Source organism: Caldibacillus debilis DSM 16016 (genome assembly GCF_000383875.1).
Classification (GTDB): Bacteria; Bacillota; Bacilli; order Bacillales; family Caldibacillaceae; genus Caldibacillus; species Caldibacillus debilis.
The window spans coordinates 1-22562 of the sequence record NZ_KB912885.1; the positions used below are offsets into that span (position 1 = coordinate 1).

The following is a 22562-nucleotide window of genomic DNA, read 5'->3' on the forward strand; positions in this document are numbered from 1 at the left end:
GCAGCCAAAGGCCGCCTTTCAACCGGAAGCCATGCGGCCCCCGGTGTTATCCGGTATTAGCCCCGGTTTCCCGGAGTTATCCCGGTCTTACGGGCAGGTTACCCACGTGTTACTCACCCGTCCGCCGCTGAGCCCGAAAAGGAGCAAGCTCCCCTCGGGCTCCGCCCGACTTGCATGTATTAGGCACGCCGCCAGCGTTCGTCCTGAGCCAGGATCAAACTCTCCATCAAAAAAATTTATGCTCATCCGAAACTCAAAGGCGCTTTGTCTTGTTCAGTTTTCAAGGTTCAAGTTTCAAGCGACATGTTCTAGTATAATATAAAGCTGATAAAAAGGCAATGGTATTTTATGGTGGAGCCTAGCGGGCTCGAACCGCCGACCTCCTGCATGCGAAGCAGGCGCTCTCCCAACTGAGCTAAGGCCCCATATGAATGATCGGATATCGGGAAGACAGGATTTGAACCTGCGACCCCATGGTCCCAAACCATGTGCTCTGCCAAGCTGAGCTACTTCCCGTTATTGAAAAAGGGATGCTCTTTTCACGCCCGGCAGAAGTTGAACCTATACACTTCTGAACCGGTTGATCGATTCAATCGGCCGCCAGCCGCATCATGCCGAGGGCCGGACTCGAACCGGCACGGTAGTAACCCACCCCAGGATTTTAAGTCCTGTGCGTCTGCCAATTCCGCCACCCCGGCTGAATAAAGCGGAAGACGGGACTCGAACCCGCGACCCTCACCTTGGCAAGGTGATGTTCTACCACTGAACTACTTCCGCACTGAGAATGCGGGTGAAGGGATTCGAACCCCCACGCCTCAACGGCGCCAGACCCTGAATCTGGTGCGTCTGCCAGTTCCGCCACACCCGCATGATATAGTGAGCCATGGAGGATTCGAACCTCCGACCCTCTGATTAAAAGTCAGATGCTCTACCTGCTGAGCTAATGGCTCGTTGTAATAATCGATCTTTGAACTTCTCAAGGTCGGGCCAGATGCGCTTTCCTCTCCCGCCAATCCGGCGATGCCGGATGCGTCGGGACAACCCGCAGGCTATTCAGCGATGAGCCGCTCGTTGCTCTGCCCGCCTGGCCAATGGCTTGTCGTATTAATCGCATCTTTTTACATTTACAAGATTGAGTCAGATGTCCAACTGTTTTGAGTGAGAAATCTTCACGACTCATATATAATAACCATTTTTTTTAATCATGTCAACATCCACTTTGCGATTGATGTGAAAAATTTTTATCGTATCCGGAAGCCAAGCAAAAACGGCGTTTGTCCGCCCACGGCAAATCTCCGGGAAAATCTGCTTCAAGGCTTAAAAAGCGTACACCCGCAGAAAGCAAGCATAAAAGGAAAACCTTTTTGCAAAAAAGGAGGGGAGAACTGTCCCAAAAGCCGGCAAAACAGCCTTGGGACAGACCCATTTCATCAGCCCGGTCAGCGGTTGCGCATCAGCGGGAAAAGAAGAACGTCCCGGATGGAAGGCGAATCGGTCAAAAGCATAACGAGTCGGTCGATGCCGATGCCCAAACCTCCCGTAGGCGGCATGCCGTATTCCAGGGCTTCAATGAAGTCTTCGTCCATCATGTGGGCTTCTTCATTCCCTTGCGCCCGTTCCTTCAGCTGTTCTTCAAATCTTTCCCTTTGATCGATCGGATCGTTCAATTCGGAGAAGGCGTTGGCATGTTCCCGGCCGACGATGATCAGCTCAAAACGGTCGGTAAAACGGGGATCCTTTTCGTTTTTCTTGGCCAACGGCGATATTTCCACGGGATGCCCGTAAACAAAGGTGGGCTGGATCAAATGATGTTCGACCTTTTGTTCAAAAAATTCATTGATGATGTGCCCGACCTGCATATTGTCATTGATTTCGACCCCATGTTCCTTTGCCAGTTTGCGGGCATCTTCCAAAGACATCTTTTCCCAAAAATCAACACCGGTATATTCTTTGATCAAATCAACGATATGGGCCCTTTTCCATTTGGGGGTCAAATCCACTTCATGTTCGCCGTATTTAATGACGGTCGTTCCCAAAACTTCCTTGGCCGTATGGGCGATCAGATCCTCCGTCAAGTCCATGATATCATGGAAATCGGCATAGGCTTCATAGAGTTCAAGCATGGTAAATTCCGGATTGTGCCGGGTGGAAATCCCTTCGTTGCGGAAGACGCGGCCGATTTCGTACACCTTCTCCAGTCCCCCGACGATCAGCCGTTTCAAATGCAATTCGATGGCGATCCGCATATATAAATCCATGTCCAAGGCGTTATGATGGGTGATGAAGGGCCGTGCGGCCGCACCGCCGGCGATCGTATGCATCATCGGCGTTTCGACTTCCAAAAAGCCCTTTTCATCCAAATAACGGCGGATGGATTGGATGATGCGGCTCCGGGTAATAAAGGTTTGTTTGCTCTCGGGATTGACGATGAGGTCGAGATACCGCTGACGATAGCGCTGTTCGATGTCCTTCAAACCGTGATATTTATCCGGCAAGGGGCGCAGCGATTTCGTCAGTATTTGGAAATCGTTTGCCTTAATCGTCAATTCCCCGACCTTCGTTTTAAAGACTTGGCCCTTTACCGCGACAATGTCTCCCAAATCGGCCATGTCGAAGATTTCATATTGTTCTTCTCCGACGGTATCTTTACGGACATAGATTTGAATTTGCCCCGTCAGATCTTGAAGGTGGGCAAAACCGACCTTCCCTTTTCCCCGTTTGGTCATGATCCGGCCGGCAAATTGCACGTAAATATTTTTCGGCTCCAATTCCTCATTGGGCATGTCCCCATACAAACGGAAAAGTTCCTCGGCACTGTGGGTTCTATCGAAACGTTTGCCAAAAGGATCGATTCCTCTGGCACGCAGCTCCTCCAATTTTTCACGCCGCACTTTCAACTGGTCATGTGTCTCTTCATGGCTCATCGAAAATCATCTCCACCATTTTATTTAAACGAGATTAATGGTCAAAAATCGGCACTAAAACAGGAAAACTGCCAGTGGCCTACTGGCAGCAAAAGATACACCCCTATTATAGGGGATGCGAAAACCGGTTGTCAAACATCCGATAACGGAAAGCCTTTGATTCCGGGCAGTTCTTCTTGATGGGCATCCGCTCGATGCCCGTGCCGTTTTGAATGCGACAGAAATCGAAAAACTGAAAAATTCGGTTCCGGTGCAAAGCAGGGCCCGTTTCCGTTGCCGTCCGGAGGTCCGGTTCCTCCCCTGCTTTTACCCGCAAACAGCTTGCTCCTGTAAAATTGCCCGGCAACCGCGCTGATTCCTCACAGCCACCAAGGACAATACACGCCGTGAAAAATCAGCCGTTTTTTCGGACTCCTTCAAGGGAAGGAAAAAGCCGGCGGTTAAAAGTCCCCGGACGGCCGGAAGCCGTCTTATCTTCGGCACGGGGGGACCCGTCAAACGGCCTTTTTCTGCAATTCTTCTTCCCCTTCCGATTCTTCCACCAGGGCGTAAAGCAATTTCACCAGTTCGTCCCGCGTCGTGCAATTGTTGATGGCGTTCCGGTATTTGCCGTTTCCGCGGATTCCTTTTAAATACCAGGCCGCGTGCTTCCGCATTTCCTTTAAGGCGATTTCTTCCCCTTTCAAAGCGATCAGCCGGTCCAAATGCAAGATGCAGACGTCGATTTTTTCCCGGACGGAAGGTTCTCCGATCAATTCCCCGGTTTCCAAATATTTTACGGTGCGATAAATCATCCACGGGTTGCCCAGCGCGGCCCGTCCGATCATGACGCCGTCGACGCCGGTTTCATCCAGCATCCGTTTCGCATCCTGCGGGGTCTTCACGTCGCCGTTCCCGATGACGGGGATGGAAACGGCCTCCTTGACTTGGCGGATGATGTCCCAATTGGCTTTTCCTTCATACATTTGCACCCTGGTGCGGCCGTGAACCGCAACGGCGGCGCCCCCCGCCCGTTCCACGGCCTGGGCGTTTTCCACCGCGTAAATATGTTGGTCATCCCAGCCGATCCGCATCTTCACCGTGACGGGTTTTTCGACGGCGTCAACGACGGCGGATACCATTTCGTATATCTTATTCGGGTCCAGCAGCCATTTTGCCCCGGCTTCGCATTTAATCACTTTGTTGACCGGGCAGCCCATGTTGATATCGATAATGTCCGCATTCGTGTTTTTGTCGACGAACTTGGCGGCCTCTACCAAAGAATCCTTGTCGCCGCCGAAGATCTGCAGGCTGATCGGTTTTTCCCGTTCGTCGATGTAGAGCATTTTCATCGTTTTTTCATTCCGGTAAATGATCCCTTTATCGCTGATCATTTCCGCGCAAACCAAGCCCGCTCCGAATTCCTTCACCGTCAAACGGAAGGCCGAATTGCAGACGCCGGCCATGGGCGCCAGCACGACCCGGTTTTTGATCTTCACATTGCCGATTTGAAACATTTCTCCGCCTCCTTTTCCGATCAATTTTTTTTATAGGTTACGATTTCCTCCAGCTCAATATCCAATACCCGGGCAATATCCATCAATATTTTCCGCGTGGGAAGCCGGTTGCCCCTTTCGATTTCCCCCAATACGGAAACGGAAACATGGATTTTTTCGGCCAGTTCCCTTTGCGTGTATCCCTTCAATTTCCGAAAGGCCCGGATCCTTCTTCCCCAATATTCTTCTTCCATAATATGACCCCTTCATCAGATATTGATTGCAAATGGGTTTTCACCGTTTTTCCCGTTCCCGGTATGACCAGATCCGGATCGATTTCCGCCAGCGGCACGAGAACAAAAGCGCGCTCGAGCATGCGCGGATGGGGAATGGTCAGCCTTTCGCTGTCGATCTGTTCGCGGTTATAAAGCAAAATGTCCAAGTCGACCGTCCTGGGTCCCCATCTGATGATCCTTTTTCTTCCCAATTGTTGTTCGATCCTCTGGCATATGTCCAAAAGATCGAAGGGGGACCATTCGGTTTCCAATTTTACCGCCAAGTTTAAAAATTTTCCCTGTTCCGTATACCCTACCGGATCCGTCTCGTAGACGGACGAAATTTTCGTCAGCCGGATCTTCCCGGCATCCCGCAGTTTTGCCAAAGCCCGCCGCAAATAATCAAGACGGTCATCCATGTTGGAGCCGAGGGAAAGATAGGCGGTATTTTTCCTGAGGGTTCTGCCGTTCATTTTACGCCCTCCCCCTTTTTTCATCCGGCGGAATCCGACGGCCGGCGGCAACCTCCGGGCAAGGGCGGCCCCATGCCGGTTTTCCGGTTCCGGCCGGTCCGCCCCAAACGCCCGCGTTTTTAGAAAATCGCACGCATTTTTCCCTTCGGGCTCAGGGCGCTTCTTTCCCGCTCCCGCCCGGAAGGTCATCCCGCGTCCGGGTAATTTCAACGGCAACGGAGCCGACGTGGCCCGCAATGGGCGGATTCGGTTTCGTTACGGTTACCGTGCAGCTTTTCACCGCCGGAAATTTTTCCAGCAGATGCCGGGCAATCGTTTCCGCCACGGCTTCGATCAATCGGAAGGTGTTTTCTTCCACCACCGTCCGGCAAAGCCGGTACAGCTCTTCGTAATTGACCGAATCGGCCAGACGGTCGGTGCCGCCCGCCCGGCGCAGATCCGTTTCAACGGCCAGATCCACTATAAAACGCTGGCCGAGCCGGTTCTCTTCGGGAAAAACCCCGTGATAACCGTAAAATTCCATTTTATGCAAATAGATTTTGTCCACTTCGGCATACCTCGCATCGCTGGATTGTTCGGCGGGATCATGCGGAAGCTTTTCCCGTCAATATATCCATCATTTTGACCATTCGGGAAATTTCCTTTACGTCATGGACGCGCACGATGTCGCAGCCTTTCATGATGCCGTAACAAACTGTCGCCCCCGTCCCCTCCAGCCGTTCCGAAACGGGGAGATTCAAAGCGTGCCCGATCATCGACTTCCGCGATGTCCCGAGAAGGACGGGATAGCCCAAGGCGCTGATCTTGTCCAAATTTTTCATGACTTCGATGTTTTGTTCGTAGGTTTTGGCGAAACCGATTCCGGGATCGAGGATGATTTGGCTGTCCCGGACCCCCCGCTTTTTGGCGATGTTGATGCTTTCGTAAAGATCGTACAGCACGTCGCGCATGAGCGATTCGTAATCCATGTTGTCCCGGTTGTGCATCAGGATGATCGGGACCTCATATTGGGCGGCGACATCGGCGATTTCCGGATCCTTTTTCGCTCCCCAAATGTCATTGATGATATGGGCGCCGGCCTTCAACGCCCTTTCGGCGGTTTCCGCCTTGTAGGTGTCCACGGAAATCGGCACGGAAATCCTTTTGGACATCTCTTCGATAAAAGGGAGGATCCGACGGATCTCTTCCTCCGCCGGTACGGGGGTGTGTCCGGGCCTCGTGGATTCTCCGCCGATATCGATGATGTCCGCCCCGTCGTTCACCATTTCCGCGGCATGTGCCAATCCCTTATCAAGTTCATTGTAAAGGCCGCCGTCGGAAAAAGAATCGGGGGTCACGTTCAGGATCCCCATGACATAGGTTTTTTTCCCGAAGTCAAGGGCAAAGGAATCCCATTCCATCTTCCCCTTCATGTTTGAACCTCCAGTCTTTTGTAAACCCTATTTTAACATAAAAAGTGCCATCTTCTCCAAAGGAAAACAGCCGGAAATAACCGGCAGGAAGGCAGGAAAAAACGGAGATTTTCCGGAATACCTTCCGAAAATCGAAAGCCCCGTTTCTTCGCCTTTCATGCAAAAAAGTCTTGGAACGCCTCGTACGACGGTTCATCGGGCAAACAATCCCCGCCAACAAAAAATCCGGCAAAATCCATCTTGCGATGAAATTTTGCCGGATTCCGAACCGGAATGGAAAAGGGGGTTATTCAAACTGATACAGGGGGGTGCTCAAATAGCGTTCGCCGTTGCTGGGCAGGATGGCCAAAACCTTCTTGCCTTTGCCCAGTTTCTTCGCTACGGTAATCGCGGCATACATGGCGGCGCCGGATGAAATTCCGCCCAAAATCCCTTCATTTCTGGCGGCCTTTCTCGCATATTCGAAGGCCTGTTCCGTCGTCACCTGGATGACTTCATCGTAAATTTTCGTGTCCAACACTTCCGGAACAAATCCCGGGCCGATTCCTTGGATTTTGTGGGGGCCGGGTTTGCCGCCGGAAAGAACCGGGGAGTCCTTCGGTTCAACGGCATAGATCTTGATATTCGGATATTTTTCGCGCAAAACTTGCCCCGCTCCGGTAATGGTGCCTCCCGTGCCGACGCCGGCGACGAAGGCATCCAGTTGGTCACCCATTTGTTCGACGATTTCCGGACCGGTGGTCAGGCGGTGAATTTCCGGATTGGCCGGGTTGTTGAATTGCTGCGGCATAAAGTAACCGTGTTCTTTCGCCAGTTCCTCCGCTTTTTTTACGGCGCCTCTCATGCCCTCTGCGCCGGGGGTCAAAACGAGTTCGGCCCCATAGGCCCGCAGCAGGTTCCTCCGTTCCAGGCTCATGGTGTCGGGCATGACAAGGACCGCCTTATAGCCCTTGGCCGCGGCCACCATCGCCAGGCCGATGCCGGTATTGCCGGAAGTCGGTTCGATGATCGTCGCGCCGGGCTTCAGCAATCCCTTTTTTTCCGCGTCTTCGATCATCGACAGAGCGATCCGGTCTTTTACGCTGCTTCCGGGATTCATAAACTCCAATTTGACATAGACCTCGGCAGAATCTTCATCGACGATCCGGTTCAATTTGACGATCGGGGTGCGTCCGATCACTTCCGTAATGGAATTCACCGCTTTCAACATTTCTTCCACTCCCAATTCCTAGTAAATTTATTGGATTAATTCAATTTTACGACTGCAGGGCGCCCATTGTCAAACGTCAGTTTACTGCTTTTTCCTTTGGGCGGCGGCCTTCATTTCCTCCAATTCTTCCCTGTTAAAGAAATATTTCTCGTTGCAAAAGCGGCATTGGGTTTCCGCGAAACCGTCTTCGTCGATGATCGATTGCAATTCCTCGCCGCCGAGGCTGATCATCGCATCTTTAAATTTTTCTTTGCTGCAGCTGCAGGCAAACCGCACGGGAAACCGTTCAAGAAATTTCAATTCCCCTTCTCCGGCGATTTCCTTCAGCAAATCTTCCGGCGAAACCCCTTTTTCGATCATTGTGGAGACGGGGGGCAGCCCCTTGATCCGGTTTTCCAAATCGGCGACGACCGATTCGGGGGTTTCGGGCATCACCTGCAAAATAAAGCCGCCCGCGGCCCGCACGGAATGATCCGGATTGACCAGCACCCCCAAGCCCACCGCCGAAGGCACTTGTTCCGACGCGGCAAAATAATAGGTAAAATCCTCACCCAGTTCCCCGGAGACCAAAGGAACTTGTCCGGAAAATTTTTCTTTCAGGCCGAGGTCCTTGACGACCGTCAATGTCCCCGATTTTCCCACCGCCCTTGCCACGTCCAATTTACCCTGCTCGTTCGGGCCGAAATGCACATGGGGGTTGGAGACATAGCCGCGCACTTCCCCGTTCGTATTGGCATCCACGATGATGGCCCCGATGGGACCGCCGCCCTCGATCTTGATGGTCAGCCGGCTGTCTCCCTTCATCATGGAACCCATCATCACCCCTGCGGTCATGGCCCGGCCGAGGGCCGCCGTGGCGGTGGCCAGCGTGTCGTGCCTCCGTTGCGCTTCCCCGACCGTTTCCGTCGTCCGGGCCGCGATGGCCCTGATTTTTCCGCCGTAGGCCAAGGCTCTCACCAAATAATCTTCCATAGCCAAACCCCTTCCGCAAAAACCGTTATTTTTTCTTCTTGCCGCGTTCCACGTTCCGGTGGTAAATGATGTGCAAACCTTTCAATGTCAAAAACGGATCGATCATATCGATCATCTTCGATTCATTCGCGATCAGCGGCGCCAAGCCACCCGTCGCAACGACCAACGGTTTTTCCTTGCACAGGCTTTTCATCCGGGTGACGATCCCTTCCACCAGGCCGACATAGCCGTAGACGATCCCCGCTTGCATGGCTTCCACCGTATTTCGGCCGATGACGCTGCCGGGGGCGGCAATTTCGATCCTCGGCAGCTTGGAGGCCTTATTGTACAGGGCCTCCGCCGCGATTTGGATGCCCGGGGCGATCGCCCCGCCGAAATACTGCTTTTCCTCATTGATAAAGCAAAAGGTCGTCGCCGTCCCGAAATCGACAATGATCAGGGGAGTGCCGTACTCTTCAATCCCCGCCACCGCGTTGACGATCCGGTCGGCGCCGATTTCCCGGGGATTTTCATATTTGATGTTCAGGCCGGTTTTGATTCCCGGGCCGACGATCAGCGGTTCCAGATGGAAGTATTTCGTGCACATCCGCTCCAGGGCGAACATGATCGGCGGCACCACCGACGATATGATGATGCCGTCGATGTCGGAAAAGGAAAGGCCGCCGTGGGCAAACAGGGATTTGATCAACATGCCGTATTCGTCTTCCGTCTTGTTGCGGTCCGTCTCAATCCGCCAATGGTGCACCAAGGAATCCTGTTTATAAACGCCCAACACGATATTGGAATTCCCCACATCCAATACAAGCAGCATAATCTCACCATCTCTTCATTTTTGAATGCTGCCAACATCTTACCACAAAAATGGTTCCGATGACAGCGAAGACGCCTGAAAAGGCCCGCGGCCCCCGGGATTGGGGTTTCCCCGCTCCGTTCTCATCCTCCGGGGCGAACCATCGGACCTTTTCCAGAGGCTTCCCCTTTTCAAAGGGCCCCTCGTTATGCCGACGCTTAGTCCGCCTAGCGAAGAAAATTTTCCCGCAGGACCGGGGAAGCCCCGCGTCAACGGGCAACATCCGCCGTCCCTTCCGGGGCTTTTTCCCGGCGGCCGTCACATGCCGAGGTGGAGCGGCGAGGACGTGCGGATTTCCATAAAAAAAGGATGACGGGTTCCGATGGCAAGGGCCCGCTTTCGCTCCCCTTTGCCCCATCACCGCGGAAGGGGAACGCTGCAAACCGCCGGGACCGCCAATCCTGGGGCGTATAACAAAGAGCGGCGACGCCCTTGTCCCAGCCGGCCGGCGGACCCGCCGCCCGCTTCCCGCCGCAAGGTCCCCAAAGCATGCCAAAAAGCCGGCCCTCTTCAGGCCGGCCGACGTTTACAACGGATTATCCTCTTTCGTATCATCGTCCTGCTTCACGGAAATATTGACCTTCACCTTATCTTTCTCTTCGGCGGAATCCACTTTCGCCTGTTTCTCTTCCGCCTGGTCCCCTTCCTCGCCGTCCTCTTCGGGAAGGGTGCCGTGATCAAACAAATGGCGGATCTGCTGGGCGTTCAAAGTCTCCACCTTCAGGAGGGCCTGGGCGATAACTTCCAGTTTGTCCCGATGTTCCAGCAGGATCTTTTTCGCCCTTTCATAGCACTCTTTGATGATCCGCTGGATTTCCAGGTCGATCTCATAGGCGATCTTATCGGAATAATTTTGTTCGCTGTGCAAATCGCGGCCGAGAAACACCTGGCCCTGGGATTGGCCGAATTGCAGCGGGCCCAGTTTTTCGCTCATGCCGAACTGGGTAACCATCCGCCTGGCGATGGAGGTGGCCCTTTCAAAATCGTTATGTGCGCCGGTGCTGACTTCGCCGAAGACGATTTCCTCCGCCACCCGGCCGCCGAGCAATCCGGTGATTTTATCCAGCAATTCCCGCTTCGTCATGAAATACCGGTCTTCCTTCGGAAGCATGACCGCATACCCGCCGGCCTGGCCCCGGGGGACGATCGTCACTTTGTGGACCATATCGGCATCTTCCAGCACGAGGCCGATCACCGTATGGCCGCCCTCGTGGTAGGCCACGATCCGTTTTTCCTTCTCGGAAATGACGCGGCTCTTCTTCGCCGGCCCGGCAATGACCCGGTCCGTTGCTTCATCGATGTCCGACATATCGATCTTTTTCTTGTTTTGCCGGGCCGCAACCAGGGCCGCTTCATTCAGCAGGTTTTCCAAGTCGGCGCCGGAAAATCCCGGAGTTCTCATGGCGATGGTTTGCAGGTCGACCGATTTATCCAAAGGCTTGTTCCGGGCGTGAACGCGCAGAACCGCTTCCCTTCCCTTGACATCGGGCCGGTCCACGGTGATCTGCCGGTCAAAACGTCCCGGACGGAGCAGCGCCGGATCGAGGATATCCGGGCGGTTGGTGGCCGCGATGATAATGATCCCTTCGTTGGAGCTGAACCCGTCCATTTCGACGAGCAGCTGGTTCAACGTTTGTTCCCGTTCATCGTGGCCGCCGCCGAGCCCGGCGCCGCGCTGGCGCCCGACCGCATCGATCTCATCGATAAAGATGATGCACGGGGAGTTTTTCTTCGCCGTTTCAAACAAGTCGCGGACGCGGGATGCGCCGACACCGACGAACATCTCGACAAAGTCCGAACCGCTGATCGAGAAAAAGGGAACGCCCGCTTCACCGGCTACCGCCCGGGCAAGGAGGGTTTTTCCCGTTCCAGGAGGTCCGACCAATAAAACGCCTTTCGGTATGCGCGCCCCCAATGCGCTGAACCGCTTCGGGTCCTTTAAAAATTCAACGATTTCTTCCAATTCCTGCTTCTCTTCATCCGCTCCCGCCACATCCCGGAAACGGACTTTATTTTTGTCTTCGCTGTAAAGCCGGGCTTTGCTCTTCCCGAAGTTCATTACCCGGCTGCCGCCCCCTTGGGCCTGGTTCAACAGGAATATGATGAAAAAGAAAAGGATGACGAAGGGGATGATCGTCGTTAAAATTTGCAGCAATCCGCTCGTTTCTTTGGCCATCAGGATATCGAATTTTGTATCCGTTTCAATCGCCACTTGTTCGATCCGTTCCAAAGTGGCGGAACTGTTCCAAACATTGGTGGTGAAATTTTGGACTTCACCGTAGGTTTCCAATTTCCCCTTGATCGTGTAAACCTGCCTCTCCGGCTGGGCGGTGAATTCCTTCACCTCTCCCTTTTCCAGATGGGTCATGAATTCATTAAAGGTCAGCTGTTTCGCGGTATCCTGACCCCTCGTGAACATGCTGAAGATTCCGATGATCACTAAAAAAACCAATAAATAAAAGATCGTGTTTCGGAAAATGCGATTCATCCCTGACCTCCTCCTAGGGGGAACAAACTATATTAAATAGTATCATAGAAAATTGGGGCATTACAAGAAATTAACCGGCGGGCGCGTCACTTCGAATCGTCTTCCTGATAAACCTCCGGCTTTAATACCCCGACATAGGGCAGGTTCCGGTATTTTTCCTGATAGTCCAGTCCGTAGCCGACGACGAATTCGTTGGGGATGACAAAACCGACATAATCCGCTTCGATGTTCGTCTTTCTCCCCGACGGTTTATCCAGCAAAGTCACGATTTTGATCGATTTCGCCTTCCGGTATTTAAATAAATCGACCAAATAACTTAAGGTTAAACCGCTGTCGATAATGTCCTCGATAATTAGGATGTCCCTTCCTTCCACGGAAGTATCCAAATCCTTCAAAATTTTCACTTCGCCGGAAGAAACCGTTTTTCCCCCGTAGCTGGAAACGTCCATAAAGTCCATTTCCAAATAGGTATCCACCCGCTTCAACAGATCGGCCATAAAGGGCATGGCTCCCTTTAATACGCCGACGGCAAGGGGAAATTTTCCCCTGTATTCCTCCGTCAATATTTTGGCCAATTCCTTGATTTTTGATTGAATTTCTTCTTCCGTGATCAAAATTTTTTCAATGTCTTGATTCATCCATTTTTTCCTCCCTGGTGGTCGTATTCCTTCTATAGATCAGAACCGTGGCATTTTCTCCATCCTCTCCGGAAGCCTCACGGGACGATTTTTTCAATCCGGGGATCCAGAGGATCTCTCCGGCGGCGTCCGTGACAATCGGCCAAACGTTCCGTTCGTGAATCGGAATTTTCGCCTCGATGAAAATTTCCTTTACCTTTTTTGTTCCCCCGCTCCCCTTTTGCCGGATGCGGTCTCCTTCCCTTCTCGTCCTCACGTATAACGGCAGGGCCGTATTGTTCCAATCAAGAAAAAAATATTCCTTTTCCGAAAGGGCGGCGGATTTTACCGGCCGTCCGGAATAAAGTTCGCCGCCGTTCGGCAAAGCGAGTTTTTCCGTGGGATTCCATTCGAAGCAATAAGTTTCCTGGGGAAATCCGTAGTGAAAGATACACCGGTCATAGACGCGGGTCACCGTCAGCCCGCCGGGCAAGTTCAGCTCGCCCGACGGCCGCGGGCCGCCGATCAGATCCAAAATCGCCTCGATATGGCGAATGGAAAAGGGGGACGGTTGACCGTCTTTCCGGAAATGGCCGAGCACGATGGAAATGCCCCTTCTTTGCAAAGGTCTGGGCAATCTGAGCAGGTCGGGGATTTTGATCCCGATTCTCTCCTTATTATTATTCGTTATGATTTTTTTCATTTCCTTTTTCGCCAATGTTTCCAAATAATCAAAATCCTCATGGAGAAACTCGCTCAGCCGTTGAAAATGGTCGTGGACGTGGCGGTCCTCCGCTTTCAGGAAAGGGAGAACGTGCTTCCGGAAGCGGTTCCTCGTGTAGATTTCCTTTTCATTGCTCGGGTCATAGACCGGCTGTAGGCCGTTTTTCCGGCAATACGCTTCGATTTCTTCCTTCGTGACGCATAAAAAAGGACGGATGATCCGGCCGCCGGCGAAATCCCGTTGCACCCGCATGCCCGCCGCGGCATCCACGCCGCTCCCCCTGGTCATCCTCATCAGCATCGTTTCCATCTGGTCATCCCCGTGGTGGGCCAGGGCAAGGGTTTCAATCCCGTTTTTTTCCATGACTTCCCGGAAAAAAGCGTAGCGCATCTGCCTGGCCAAATCCTGGGGATTCCCTTTTCTCTTTTCGACCTCCGCAGGCACGTCGATCCGCTTTCCGAAAAAGGGAACCTCCCATTGGCGGCAAATTTCTTCCACATATTTCATTTCTTCCAACGATTCCTTGCGGAACATGTGGTCGACATGGGCGGCGGAAAGGGTCAACCGCCAATCGTTTCGCCGCCGGACAAAAAAATATAACAAGGCCAGGGAATCGGGGCCGCCGGAAACGCCGATCAGCAGGCGGCTGCCCCTTTTTATCAAATCATGGCGACGGATGAAATCGATGACCTTTTTTTCCAAACTGCTCATGGACGGCTCCTCTTTTATTCCGGCTTTGCGCCGCAGGACCTTCCCGGTTCTGCGGCCGCTTCCGTCTCCTTGCCTCGGTTAAAAGAATCAAAACACCATACTCGGAAGTTACAAAAAATTATAGCAAAAAAACAAATGTTTGCCTATCAAAAACCTTCGTTCACGGCTGGATCTGCTGAAAAATATACAGGGCATAGACGCCGAGGATGAGCAGGACGACGATGACCGTCTCCCACATCCGGCCCTTTTTCCCGTCCCCCGTTTTTGCCGGATTCGCCCCTTGGCTTCTTCGCCTTTCCCCCGGTCGCCGTTCTTGGCCGTAAAGGGCATACAAGTCCCTTTTCATTTCCCCCGCCGCCGCATACTGTCCGGTCAGGGCGCGGATCAGCGGCGATTCATATCGCCGCAATCCTTCCTTATCCCGGATGGCCTTTTTCAATTGCCCGAGTCCCCCTTCCCGTTTCGGAAAACGTTCCGGGTAATAGGCATTGATGATGATCATGGCAACGGAAAAGAGGTCGTAGGCGGGTTCCGCCTTCCGGTTTCCCAAGCCCCAATAGCCTCGGTCAAAAAACTCGGTGAATTCCTTGATCGCCCTTCCTTGCATCGTGGTCCCGCCGACATCGATGCATCGCAGCTTTACCGGGGAATCGGTGACGATCAAATTGTCCGGCTTTAAATCGCCGAATACCCAGCCGTTCTGATGCAACCCTTCCAAATGGGTCAACAGCTGGATCATCAGGACGGGAAGCCAGGCATAACCCCGCTGTTTTAAAAAGGTTAAAAAATGGGTGCCGCGGATGTATTCCATCACATAAAAGGGGACCGTTTCCCCATCCCGCACCCAATCGTCCACGTCCAATAACGAAGGCCCGAGGATCGAACCCCGGGCCTTGGCAAGACTTTTCAAAACATTGACTTCGGAAATGATCGTGCCGTTGTCCCCGCTCATTTTTACGGCCACTTCCCGGCCGCTCCCCAATGCCGCCGCCAAAAACACGACCCCGTTGGCTCCCCGCCCCAACGGTTTTTTCAATACGTAACGGTTTTTATGCCATTTCCCCGCAATCGTTTCGCCGGCCAAGCTAAACGGATTCTTCAAAGGTTCCTTCATCATTTCGCGTCAACAAACCCCTTATCAATGAGCGTTTTCGGTTAAATTGCCCGATCGCCTCCCGGATCGCCGGCCCCGTCGGCGTCATGCCCTTCGATGCCAGCTTCGGCAGCAGCATGTTGATCGATTCCATTTTCGGCGTCCAATCCAGCAGTTTTTCGATTCCGTTCTTTTTCCCGGGAAATATAAAGAGGGAAAAGAGATTATTTCCTGCCCGTGAATTCAGGCTCAACGAGAGATCGAGCAAGGCTTCCTTGACGGTCGGCAGTTTGTATTTCATGCTGGCGCTCGTATCGACCAAGATGAGCACTTCCAGATTGGCCGTTTCATTCAATTCATCCACGACTTCCATGATCTCGCTCCGCTTTTCGGGGGGAAGATCTTCCATCGTCACATCCCGTCCCAAAATCTGCTGGATTTCGCTGTTGACGATCCCCTGGATCGTTTGCGTCATCGCCTTCCTCGTCACCATCTGCACCGTCTGGGCCAGCTGTTTCGCGTAAACGATCTGGCTGATCCCGCCGCCGTTTGCCGCGATGCCTTCAATTTCCCGCATTCCCTGATCGTCGATCACATCGTTTTCCATCACCCCGATCACATTGACCGTAATCCCGTGTTCGCGGGCCAACGCGGCCATGGCGACCGGGTCTTCGCCCTGGTTCGAACAGCCGTCCGTAATCAAAAGGATTTGTTTGATCGTTCCCGGTCTCAACGCAATCCCTCCATCCTAGTCTTGCTAACATCCTAGCCGAGAATGGAAGGTTTTATACATGGCGCCGCGTTTTTCCCCGGGGAAAATGCGAATTTTCGCGCGCCGTTTTTCACGCCCCTTTTTCGGTTTTATAGGAATGGAAAGGAATCGACTTCCACTTCGGATTGTTATGCTTGATTTTCGCCACCACGATCGTCATATCGTCCAAAATCTTGCCGCTTCGTTGCCGGATGACATCCTCCAGCAGCAAATCGGCCACCGCCTGGGGATCGTCGGTTTCCATTTCGGCAAGCCTCCTTTTCAACCAGGCCTCCCCGTTTTCGGCCGCCTGCGGATCGTCCAATACCCCGTCGGTCAGCATGATCAACAAATCTTCCGCTTTCAATTGTTCGCTGACCACATCCACTTCAAAATCCTGGACGATGCCGATCGGCAAATTGCTGGCCTGGACCTTGATCACCCGGTCCCCCCGCTTTATGAAGCTGGGGGATGAACCGATTTTGATAAATTTCGCCCGCGCATCCTGCAAATCGATCATCGCCAGATCCAGCGTGGCGAAAATTTCATCCGTCGTCCTCAAGCTGAGAACGGAATTGATGGACTTTATGGCGACCTCCTCGTCGATTCCGGACTGCAAGATTTTCTTCAATAAATCCAGCGTCTCCTGGCTTTCCCGGTGAGCCTTCTCCCCGTTTCCCATGCCGTCCGAGATGGCCAAGGCCAGTTTTCCCCTGCCCAATTCGATCATCGAAAAGCTGTCTCCCGATAAGAACCCCCCGTCATACGCCGCATGGGCGACCCCCGTTTCCACCACATAGGCCTTTGCCGAACGAAAGGTGGCCTTGCAATATTCGTGGCGGACATGGGGGCAATTTTCCGAATAGACGATGATCGTTTCCCCCAAGATGTCGGAAAGGAGGGGGGCGATAAGTTTTTCGTTTTGCCCCATCCCGTCGCAATAGGGGATGGTAATGTCGATATCCACATTCCCCTCCTCGAGGCTGTATATCTCCACATCGCCGACGTCAATCCCGAAATTTTTCAGGCAATCGAAGATCTGTTCTTCCTGCTTGTCGAGATTCTCCCTTTCCTTCTGGATTTCCAGGGCGAAATTCCCCATCACTTTGGACACCCCGTATAACTGGTCCGCCACCAGCTTTCTCGTTTCCCAGACCTGCTTTTTCAATTTTTGATTCGCCTGATAGAAATGAAGTTCCTTTTGCATCAGGTCCAGCACTTTGCCGCTCTTGATGCAATGCCTGTCCCATTCCCGGCGGATCTTTTTCCGGACCGCCTTCTCCTCATTCAGTTCATTCATCATCGTTTTCATTAAACCATAGGTTTTATGAAAATCCTTCACCCAGCATTGTTCCTTTTTAAAACAGGTCTGGCAGGAGTTCTCCGTCACGTTGCTCAAGAAATAATCGACTTCCTCGTCCCTTTCCTCGTTCCGTTCCTGTTTTCCGAAGCTTTTGGCCAGCGCCAGGAAGATGGACGAATACTGTTCCACCCGTTTTGCGGTCACATCCCGCATGTTCCGCAAATATTGCTGTTGTTCCAAGGCGTGCTCGGGGGTCCCGGGAATATTTTTGGCCAGAAAAGCGGTGAAACTTTTCGGCGTCATGAAAAAGAGCATAATCGCCGCGGCAGATTCGTATAATGTAACGGAAAGGCCGTGATCGTCCAAACGGTAAACCCCGATCAGCATCGTGGCGATGAACAGTCCGGCGGCAACCCCGAACCGTTTTCCATCCTTCAGCAGCCCGCCCAACAGCCCGGCGAAGGCCAAAAGGCTCATTTCCGAAAACATGCCGATATCGGCCAAGCCGAATATCAGGCCGGTGACGACCCCGACCGTCGAGCCGATGGCGGCTCCGGCAGTAAAGGAAAAAATTAAAATGAGATAACGGGCAAAGATATTGGCGACGGACAGCCCATCCATTTTCCAGTCGATCATCCCCGTCAGCATGGAGGCGAACAGGATGATCATGCACACGATCTCCTCCGTTTTGTAAGGCTGCCGCCGCCGCCCGGCTGCAAACAGGGGGATCGCCTGGAGAAAGATATAGGTTAGCACGAAACCGAGCCCGGCCTCCACCGCGGCCATCAGGAAATAAAAGGGCAGCACCCCGCCGTTTTTCACCGCATCGACGATCAGCTTGCCGGCAAAGAGGGAAACGAATACGAGGCCGGGCGTCCAAAGGATGTTTTCCTTCGTCAACGGACGGGTCATTTTTTTCAGGATGAAAAAGAAAAAAATGCTTCCCAACAGGGTGATGGCATGGATCACGGATACGGACAGCGCCCCGCTTTCGACGCCGATGAAAACGAGGGGCAAGCGGGCGGCCTGGAAAACGGAGATCGCCGCCAAAAAAGGCAGACTGAACGGGGCGAGCTCGGATAAGATAAACGCCCTTCCCAGCAGGAAACCCAGGATGAACAGCAATATCCCCCTCTTTAAAAAGATCTCCTTGATCTTGTTCACCAAATAGGCTTCCGAAAGCCGCAAAGACTGCCGCAGATCAAAAAACTTCCCATCCGGAACCGGCGCGATCCATTGTTTTCCTGTATTTTCCATATTTATTCCACCCTTTCGAACGGATTTTAAAACCCATTATAAAGGGACAAGCGGCAAAACTTTGTCAAATTTGAAAATCGGAATCCAAAAAAAGTTCGACGGGTCTCTACGCAAATAGGAAAAAAGCAAACATTTTTTCGAAGATTTTTGAAATGAAAAATGGAGGCCTTTCCCTTAAACCCCAGGGCGGCGGCCGGTTCGACAAATATTTTTAGCCTTCCCGTTCGACACCCTTGCAAAACAAAAGGGCATGATCTGTAAAACAAAAACAGATCATGCCCCGTTTTTTTGTCCGAAAATGAAAGCTGCCCCAAAAGGCCATTTTGGGGCAGCTTCCGTATATGGAAAAAGTGAATGCCACTTGTCCGTTCCTTTTTCTCATCCGGTGCACCGCAAATCTTCTTCGGCAGCAAGTTACCCTCTCCGTCCGCCCCTTCCCCCTCTTCTCGATTCGTTGTGGCGTTTCAGCGAAGCCAGCCGGTCTTCGCTTTCCTTTAAGAAGCGGGCGATCTTTTGTTCGAAACTTTCTTTCGCTGCCCGATCCATCATCCTTTTGTGATGATTTCCGGAACCGGATGCCTTTTCCTTCGCCTTCCGGATCGACAAGGCGATTTTTCCGTTCTTTTCCACATGCAGGACCTTCACTTCCACTTGATCGCCGATCTTCAAATAGTCGTGGATATCCTTCACATACGTGTCGGCCACTTCGCTGATGTGGACAAGACCCGTTACTCCCTCCGGCAGCTCGATAAACGCTCCGAATTTGGTAATACCCGTAACCTTTCCTTGCAACTTGCTGCCTACTTCAATTGACATAAAAAAGAACTTCCTCCTTAAAAATTAAAAAAATACAGTTATTGTATATTATATCGATTTAAAGCAAAGAATGTCAATTCGGGAAGGGGCTAATAAAAAGCGCGTTCCAGCCGCCTCGGGCCTTCCCCTGCCCGCCTCAGCCGCTCCCCATCCGGCGGGGCTATTCGTCCTTTTCTTCATCTGGCGGAGCGAAGATGATCTCGTTCTCCCCGGACAAAAAGTATTCCTTCCGGGCGAATTTCCCGATATATTCCTCATCCTGCAATTTTTTGATCTCATCCTTCAAAACCGCCTGGCGATCCTTCAGCTGTTCATATTGTTTTTCCGCAGCCTCCAATTCCTTCCTCTTGCTGTCCAGCAGTTCGGACTGGGAAATGAGCGCCGAAGAATAAAAGTACAGCACGACGAATGCGACGGCGAAAAATGCCGTTAACCGCCGGATCAACAATTTCCTTCTCCGCTCGTAGATCTTTTTCTTGACCTGCTCGTGGTTCAGGTAGGATTGCCTGATTTTCTGCCTCGCCCTTTCGTTTTTGATCGCCATTCCCAGCCCTCCTTTTTTCAATGGAATAAATTCCATATCTTTTTAAAAAATCCTGCCGTATAATGAAGGGTTTTTTCAGTTCTTATTTTAATCGAACCGGGAACAGAAAGCCATAATTTTCGGAAAAGCTTTTGAAAGGGAAAGAAAAGGACCTTCGCAACCGCAAAAAGCAGTTTGCCGACCAGGATCAGCAGGCGGCGGACCAGAGCGTACAGGAAGAAAAGGACGGCGGCCGCAAGCCGGAAAATCCATCGCACCGGAGCGGCGACGAGAAGGCGGAAAACCCGTCCGAAAAATCGGAACATCCGCTTTCCCAAGGCGATGATTCGATTGAGCAAAAAAAGATACAGGCTTTTGAACAGGCTCTGGTACATGGAAAACCCCAGCAGGATGGCCAGGAAAACATAAAAACGGACTTCCCCTTCATTGATGGCATAAAGGATGGAAAAGGCGAGGAAGGCTTGGATGAGCCAAAAGAGAATATCATTGACAAAAACGAGGAAGGCCATCCGCTTTTTTTGCCCCATGATCCGGCTGTACGTATCAAAGGAGGCGCCGAGCCAGTTTCCGAGGGCGACCATGGCGGCCATCGTCTGCAATTGTTCGGAAAGGCTCATTTGAACAACTTGCTAAAGAATCCTTTAGCCTTGTCCCCCTGATGCTCCTCCAAATAGGCGAGGTCAAAAATCTTTCCCTTTATCGACACGACGCCTTTGTCCACGTCCAAATTTTTCATTTGCAGATTTTGGCCGCGGATGGCCAAAAACCCCATGACCGTTTCCAGCAAAAACTCCTCGTTGTCGAAGCTTTCCACCTGTTTGACGCCCGTTATGTCCAAACTTTTGCGCCCCCGCAAAATCACGTCATGTTCCGCCGTCTGCCGCTGGTTTTCCGATTGATTATAGTACTGGTTCATCATTCATCCCCCGATTCCACCAAGTTCATTGTTTTTATCACCATTCATATGCATGTCCCGGAGAAAGTAGACTAAAAACTTGGGGAGCCGGGGGGAAGGCCGGAAGACATCAAGGGGAAGTTCCGTCCGGAAAAGGGGCTTCTTCCCCTTCCGCCCGCTCTTCCTTTAATACCGTATACATTTGGGACGCTTCCTGCTTCTTCGGATTTTCCTCCAATTTGTCGATCCGGACGGTCAGGATCCTTTCGCCGAAACGGATCGTCAGCTCATCGCCCGCTTTCACTTCGGAGCTCGCCTTCGCTTTTTTTCCGTTCAGCCAGATCCTTCCTTGATCCGCCACTTCCTTTGCCAGCGTCCGCCGCTTGATCAAGCGGGAAAGCTTCAAAAATTTATCCAAACGCAAATCCTTTCACCCCTCCCTTTTCCCGAAAGTTTTCCGCGGAGTGTCCGCGGCCGCACCCCGAAAGGCATCCCCGTGGGCGGGGATCCGTCCTCCGGCGGCATCCTTTGCCACGAGCCCTTCTGCGTGAAACCCGACCTATGGTGCGGTCCTTTCCGCCCCGTTGGACGGAAAAGGCCGGCCGTCGGGCACAAGGGCACAAAACGCCGGGCCCGGCGGAAAATGCCCCCGGCTGCCCATCCTTATCAGCCGCCTTCCCGGCCCCGGAAGGAAAGTCCCCCTTGAAAAGGGGAAAATCACAGATCCTTTTCCTTTTCCTTCATTTCCTTCCAAATCTTTTTTACATCCTCCACCGACTTGGCCTCCCTGCCGGAAAACACATGGGGATGCCTGAAAATCAATTTTTTCACCAATTGTTCGATCACGTCGTCGACGGTGAAGTAACCTTGCTCCTCCCCGATTTGGGAATGGTGCATCACCTGGAGCAGCACATCCCCCAGTTCCTCCACCATATGGCCCTCGTCCTTTTCCCGGATGGCCTCGATCAATTCCTCCGTTTCCTCCCGCAAATGGGGGATCAGCGATTCATGGGTCTGCTTGCGGTCCCACGGACAGCCGCCGGGCCCCCTCAACGTTCTCACGACGCGGCGCAAATAATCGAATTGTTTGTACAAGATTTTTTCATCTTTCACGGGCGGGACGTAGACGCTCGTCAGATTTCCCGTCTGAAAGTTGCGGTCCAGTTCGTAAAGTTTCAATTTCTGCAGCCTTTCCCCGCTGCCACCCGCCTCGGAAACCAAATAGACGTCGTAGTCGTCCGGAAGGATTTCCATCAAGGTTAACTTCACTTCGGAGGCGATGTAAAAATCATAGACCTGGGCGATGACCACGTGCTGGGTGACTTGGATGTCCTCCCTTTTCAAATTCGTCGCATCCAACAGCTGAAAGCCTTCCAGCGGATCGATCCGCAGCGTTTGAAAAAGGGAATCGAGGAAGCTGCCCCCGCCGTAAAAAACCAGTTCGACGCCCCTTTCGCCGCTTTTCTCCAGCAACAGCTGCACCGTTTTTTCCCCGACGAAGGGATGGCCGGGGACGGCATAGACGATTTCCCCGTGTTTTTCCGCATGTTCGAATAGAGTTGCCGCGATCTCATGGTATACATCGTCAAAATTCGGATGTTTTTCATATATGCCGTCAAAGGAGGAGAAGCGCAGCCCTTCCCGTTCCAGATCCCGGACCGCCGGATGTTCCCTCGTCCGCAAAAAAACGGGGAGCGGGCCCTTCAACAGGCGGTAAACCCCCAGGGGCATCTGGTTGATATCCCCGGCGCCCAAACCGGTTACGATCATTT

Annotated in this window: 21 protein-coding genes, 6 tRNA genes and 1 rRNA gene; all 28 read right to left on the reverse strand. The window is 52.5% G+C overall.

Annotated features, from left to right (window positions below; translation table 11 throughout):
• Positions 1-230 (reverse strand): 16S ribosomal RNA (locus tag A3EQ_RS0107575); the annotation flags it as partial.
• A 119-nt stretch (positions 231-349) separates the two neighbouring features.
• Positions 350-425 (reverse strand) — tRNA-Ala (locus A3EQ_RS0107580).
• 17 nt (positions 426-442) lie between these two features.
• Positions 443-516 (reverse strand) — tRNA-Pro (locus tag A3EQ_RS0107585).
• A 96-nt stretch (positions 517-612) separates the two neighbouring features.
• Positions 613-698: transfer RNA gene (locus A3EQ_RS0107590), tRNA-Leu, on the reverse strand.
• 7 nt (positions 699-705) lie between these two features.
• Positions 706-777, reverse strand: a tRNA-Gly gene (locus A3EQ_RS0107595).
• A gap of 8 nt (positions 778-785) precedes the next feature.
• Positions 786-868, reverse strand: a tRNA-Leu gene (locus A3EQ_RS0107600).
• A gap of 9 nt (positions 869-877) precedes the next feature.
• Positions 878-950 (reverse strand) — tRNA-Lys (locus A3EQ_RS0107605).
• 489 nt (positions 951-1439) lie between these two features.
• Positions 1440-2924, reverse strand: coding sequence for a lysine--tRNA ligase (lysS, locus tag A3EQ_RS0107610; protein WP_020154579.1), 1485 nt, complete (start codon positions 2922-2924; stop codon positions 1440-1442).
• 494 nt (positions 2925-3418) lie between these two features.
• Positions 3419-4420, reverse strand: a complete 1002-nt coding sequence (gene dusB / locus A3EQ_RS0107625; protein ID WP_026499820.1) for a tRNA dihydrouridine synthase DusB — start codon at positions 4418-4420, stop codon at positions 3419-3421.
• A gap of 20 nt (positions 4421-4440) precedes the next feature.
• The gene (locus A3EQ_RS0107630) at positions 4441-4653 is read right to left on the reverse strand and encodes a helix-turn-helix domain-containing protein (protein WP_020154583.1); all 213 of its coding nucleotides are present in this window, start codon (positions 4651-4653) and stop codon (positions 4441-4443) included.
• Positions 4605-5147 carry a 2-amino-4-hydroxy-6-hydroxymethyldihydropteridine diphosphokinase gene (gene folK / locus A3EQ_RS0107635; protein WP_026499821.1) on the reverse strand — a complete coding sequence of 181 codons (543 nt, stop codon included), beginning with the start codon at positions 5145-5147 and terminating at the stop codon, positions 4605-4607. Before folK ends, A3EQ_RS0107630 begins: the two co-directional genes overlap by 49 nt.
• A gap of 151 nt (positions 5148-5298) precedes the next feature.
• Positions 5299-5694 (reverse strand): dihydroneopterin aldolase, encoded by a 396-nt coding sequence (gene folB / locus A3EQ_RS0107640; protein WP_020154585.1) that lies wholly within the window; start codon positions 5692-5694, stop codon positions 5299-5301.
• A 37-nt stretch (positions 5695-5731) separates the two neighbouring features.
• The gene (gene folP, locus A3EQ_RS0107645; RefSeq protein ID WP_026499822.1) at positions 5732-6547 is read right to left on the reverse strand and encodes a dihydropteroate synthase; all 816 of its coding nucleotides are present in this window, start codon (positions 6545-6547) and stop codon (positions 5732-5734) included.
• A 298-nt stretch (positions 6548-6845) separates the two neighbouring features.
• On the reverse strand, positions 6846-7769 hold the full coding sequence (gene cysK / locus A3EQ_RS0107660) for a cysteine synthase A (protein ID WP_020154589.1): 924 nt from the start codon (positions 7767-7769) through the stop codon (positions 6846-6848).
• Positions 7770-7850: 81 nt separating this feature from the next.
• On the reverse strand, positions 7851-8741 hold the full coding sequence (hslO, locus tag A3EQ_RS0107665; protein WP_020154590.1) for an Hsp33 family molecular chaperone HslO: 891 nt from the start codon (positions 8739-8741) through the stop codon (positions 7851-7853).
• Positions 8742-8766: 25 nt separating this feature from the next.
• The gene (locus A3EQ_RS0107670; protein WP_020154591.1) at positions 8767-9552 is read right to left on the reverse strand and encodes a type III pantothenate kinase; all 786 of its coding nucleotides are present in this window, start codon (positions 9550-9552) and stop codon (positions 8767-8769) included.
• Between the two features lie 565 nt (positions 9553-10117).
• Entirely contained in the window at positions 10118-12079 is a 1962-nt protein-coding gene (ftsH, locus tag A3EQ_RS0107685; RefSeq protein WP_020154594.1) for an ATP-dependent zinc metalloprotease FtsH, read from the reverse strand.
• An 86-nt stretch (positions 12080-12165) separates the two neighbouring features.
• Positions 12166-12717 (reverse strand): hypoxanthine phosphoribosyltransferase, encoded by a 552-nt coding sequence (hpt, locus tag A3EQ_RS0107690; protein ID WP_020154595.1) that lies wholly within the window; start codon positions 12715-12717, stop codon positions 12166-12168.
• Positions 12701-14131: a tRNA lysidine(34) synthetase TilS gene (gene tilS, locus A3EQ_RS0107695; protein ID WP_020154596.1), complete on the reverse strand. Its 1431-nt coding sequence runs from the start codon at positions 14129-14131 to the stop codon at positions 12701-12703. The genes hpt and tilS overlap by 17 nt, the downstream gene beginning before the upstream one ends.
• A gap of 160 nt (positions 14132-14291) precedes the next feature.
• Positions 14292-15248, reverse strand: coding sequence for a protein kinase domain-containing protein (locus A3EQ_RS0107700; RefSeq protein WP_020154597.1), 957 nt, complete (start codon positions 15246-15248; stop codon positions 14292-14294).
• The gene (locus A3EQ_RS0107705) at positions 15217-15957 is read right to left on the reverse strand and encodes a VWA domain-containing protein (RefSeq protein WP_020154598.1); all 741 of its coding nucleotides are present in this window, start codon (positions 15955-15957) and stop codon (positions 15217-15219) included. The genes A3EQ_RS0107700 and A3EQ_RS0107705 overlap by 32 nt, the downstream gene beginning before the upstream one ends.
• A 109-nt stretch (positions 15958-16066) precedes the next feature.
• Entirely contained in the window at positions 16067-18535 is a 2469-nt protein-coding gene (gene spoIIE / locus A3EQ_RS0107710) for a stage II sporulation protein E (RefSeq protein WP_020154599.1), read from the reverse strand.
• 414 nt (positions 18536-18949) lie between these two features.
• Positions 18950-19351, reverse strand: a complete 402-nt coding sequence (locus A3EQ_RS0107725; protein WP_020154602.1) for a S1 domain-containing RNA-binding protein — start codon at positions 19349-19351, stop codon at positions 18950-18952.
• 160 nt (positions 19352-19511) lie between these two features.
• Positions 19512-19895, reverse strand: coding sequence for an FtsB family cell division protein (locus A3EQ_RS0107730; protein ID WP_020154603.1), 384 nt, complete (start codon positions 19893-19895; stop codon positions 19512-19514).
• Between the two features lie 17 nt (positions 19896-19912).
• Positions 19913-20512, reverse strand: a complete 600-nt coding sequence (yabQ, locus tag A3EQ_RS0107735) for a spore cortex biosynthesis protein YabQ (RefSeq protein WP_020154604.1) — start codon at positions 20510-20512, stop codon at positions 19913-19915.
• Positions 20509-20811: a sporulation protein YabP gene (gene yabP, locus A3EQ_RS0107740; RefSeq protein ID WP_020154605.1), complete on the reverse strand. Its 303-nt coding sequence runs from the start codon at positions 20809-20811 to the stop codon at positions 20509-20511. Before yabP ends, yabQ begins: the two co-directional genes overlap by 4 nt.
• Positions 20812-20920: 109 nt before the next feature.
• Positions 20921-21214, reverse strand: coding sequence for an RNA-binding S4 domain-containing protein (locus tag A3EQ_RS0107745; RefSeq protein WP_020154606.1), 294 nt, complete (start codon positions 21212-21214; stop codon positions 20921-20923).
• Positions 21215-21507: 293 nt separating this feature from the next.
• The gene (locus A3EQ_RS0107760) at positions 21508-22560 is read right to left on the reverse strand and encodes a MazG nucleotide pyrophosphohydrolase domain-containing protein (RefSeq protein WP_081626204.1); all 1053 of its coding nucleotides are present in this window, start codon (positions 22558-22560) and stop codon (positions 21508-21510) included.
• Between the last annotated feature and the right edge of the window lie 2 nt (positions 22561-22562).

Coding starts and splice junctions, on each gene's coding strand:
- lysS (WP_020154579.1), bottom strand. CDS start 2,924: ATGAGCCATGAAGAGACACATGACCAGTTGAAAGTGCGGCGTGAAAAA.
- dusB (WP_026499820.1), bottom strand. CDS start 4,420: ATGTTTCAAATCGGCAATGTGAAGATCAAAAACCGGGTCGTGCTGGCG.
- A3EQ_RS0107630 (WP_020154583.1), bottom strand. CDS start 4,653: ATGGAAGAAGAATATTGGGGAAGAAGGATCCGGGCCTTTCGGAAATTG.
- folK (WP_026499821.1), bottom strand. CDS start 5,147: ATGAACGGCAGAACCCTCAGGAAAAATACCGCCTATCTTTCCCTCGGC.
- folP (WP_026499822.1), bottom strand. CDS start 6,547: ATGGAATGGGATTCCTTTGCCCTTGACTTCGGGAAAAAAACCTATGTC.
- cysK (WP_020154589.1), bottom strand. CDS start 7,769: ATGTTGAAAGCGGTGAATTCCATTACGGAAGTGATCGGACGCACCCCG.
- hslO (WP_020154590.1), bottom strand. CDS start 8,741: ATGGAAGATTATTTGGTGAGAGCCTTGGCCTACGGCGGAAAAATCAGG.
- A3EQ_RS0107670 (WP_020154591.1), bottom strand. CDS start 9,552: ATGCTGCTTGTATTGGATGTGGGGAATTCCAATATCGTGTTGGGCGTT.
- ftsH (WP_020154594.1), bottom strand. CDS start 12,079: ATGAATCGCATTTTCCGAAACACGATCTTTTATTTATTGGTTTTTTTA.
- hpt (WP_020154595.1), bottom strand. CDS start 12,717: ATGAATCAAGACATTGAAAAAATTTTGATCACGGAAGAAGAAATTCAA.
- tilS (WP_020154596.1), bottom strand. CDS start 14,131: ATGAGCAGTTTGGAAAAAAAGGTCATCGATTTCATCCGTCGCCATGAT.
- A3EQ_RS0107700 (WP_020154597.1), bottom strand. CDS start 15,248: ATGATGAAGGAACCTTTGAAGAATCCGTTTAGCTTGGCCGGCGAAACG.
- spoIIE (WP_020154599.1), bottom strand. CDS start 18,535: ATGGAAAATACAGGAAAACAATGGATCGCGCCGGTTCCGGATGGGAAG.
- A3EQ_RS0107725 (WP_020154602.1), bottom strand. CDS start 19,351: ATGTCAATTGAAGTAGGCAGCAAGTTGCAAGGAAAGGTTACGGGTATT.
- A3EQ_RS0107730 (WP_020154603.1), bottom strand. CDS start 19,895: ATGGCGATCAAAAACGAAAGGGCGAGGCAGAAAATCAGGCAATCCTAC.
- yabQ (WP_020154604.1), bottom strand. CDS start 20,512: ATGAGCCTTTCCGAACAATTGCAGACGATGGCCGCCATGGTCGCCCTC.
- yabP (WP_020154605.1), bottom strand. CDS start 20,811: ATGAACCAGTACTATAATCAATCGGAAAACCAGCGGCAGACGGCGGAA.
- A3EQ_RS0107760 (WP_081626204.1), bottom strand. CDS start 22,560: ATGATCGTAACCGGTTTGGGCGCCGGGGATATCAACCAGATGCCCCTG.